Source organism: Streptomyces sp. NPDC057428, from assembly GCF_042803195.1.
In the GTDB taxonomy this organism is placed as follows: Bacteria; Actinomycetota; Actinomycetes; order Streptomycetales; family Streptomycetaceae; genus Streptomyces.
The window spans coordinates 1-1,067 of sequence record NZ_JBHVCT010000243.1 but is presented as its reverse complement, the minus strand read 5'-3'; the positions used below and the strand labels follow the sequence as shown (position 1 = coordinate 1,067).

At 46.6% G+C, this 1,067-nt stretch carries 2 protein-coding genes; both read left to right on the top strand.

Features of this window, described 5'->3' with window-relative positions; all coding sequences use genetic code 11:
* Positions 1-863: phage minor capsid protein (locus tag ACFU5K_RS32035; protein WP_384068299.1), on the top strand; the 863-nt coding region annotated here is incomplete at its 5' end.
* A gap of 11 nt (positions 864-874) precedes the next feature.
* Positions 875-1,015, top strand: coding sequence for a hypothetical protein (locus ACFU5K_RS32030; protein WP_161792664.1), 141 nt, complete (start codon positions 875-877; stop codon positions 1,013-1,015).
* Positions 1,016-1,067: the final 52 nt, after the last annotated feature.

Genomic DNA, 1,067 nt, shown 5'->3' with positions numbered 1-1,067 from the left:
ACATTGGCATGGAAGGCATAGAAGCGAATGAGGCGGTACTTCAAAAGGCGATAGCTCAAGGTATTCCCCTTATGGCAGCACTGCCAGTCAAACAAGATCCGGCCATATGGCAGATACTAGACGCATTCGCAAGGCAGGCAACCGATATTTATAACCTTGTCAATTCGACAATGCTGACTCAAAGCCAGGTAGTGTATCGTGACATACTGACTCAGACAGTCGCAGGGGTTATCAGTGGACTAAAAACGCCACAACAAGCCCTGAGAAGCACCGTGCAAGATTGGGCGCAAAAGGGAATACCGGCATTAATAACAGCAGACGGCAAACGAAGGTATGCGGAAGGTTACGCTTATACGGTCATTCGAACAATGGGTAACAACGTTGCTAACGAAATGCAGGACTCAAGGTTTGATAGTTACGGCGTGGACTTGGTAGAAATCAGCTCACACGTAGGGGCACGGCCCAAATGCGCCCCGTATCAAGGCAGGATATTCAGCAGGAGCGGCAATGATCCGAAATATCCGGCGCTATCCAGCACAAGTAAGGGCGAACCGGACGGATTGTTTGGTATTAACTGCGGCCATGTTCAGTATCCCTACATTCCAGGCATTTCAGAACAACGTTATCATCCTGTTAATGCAGAGCGGAACGAAAAAGCATACAAAGAAAGCCAAAAACAGAGGGCGTTAGAACGCAATATAAGGAACAACAAAAGAGAGCTTGCCACATTCGAAAAAATGAATGATGAAATTGGCGCGAAACGGGCACACAGGAAGGTTTTAGACGGTCAGGCAAGGCTAAGGGCCTTCCTAGAGGAAACAGGGCGTACACGGCGACGAGAGCGCGAGCAAATATACAATTAAGGCGGTGCAGCATGTTTGTATTGAAAAAAGATCACGAAAAGCTAGAAAAGAAGGTTGAGGAATTGGAAGCCATTGTTTTTAACATGGGTTTAGCACTGCGGAAAATTGAAGAAGCAAACAAGAAAGAAGAGCCAACGGTTTATCTATCGTAAGGCTCTTTTTTCTTGCCCGTTTATCTGTAGTGGGCGTTAAAGAAAACAGAAG

Bases quoted from the DNA above. Each gene is read 5' to 3' on its own strand.
- ACFU5K_RS32030 (WP_161792664.1), top strand. From the start codon at position 875: ATGTTTGTATTGAAAAAAGATCACGAAAAGCTAGAAAAGAAGGTTGAG.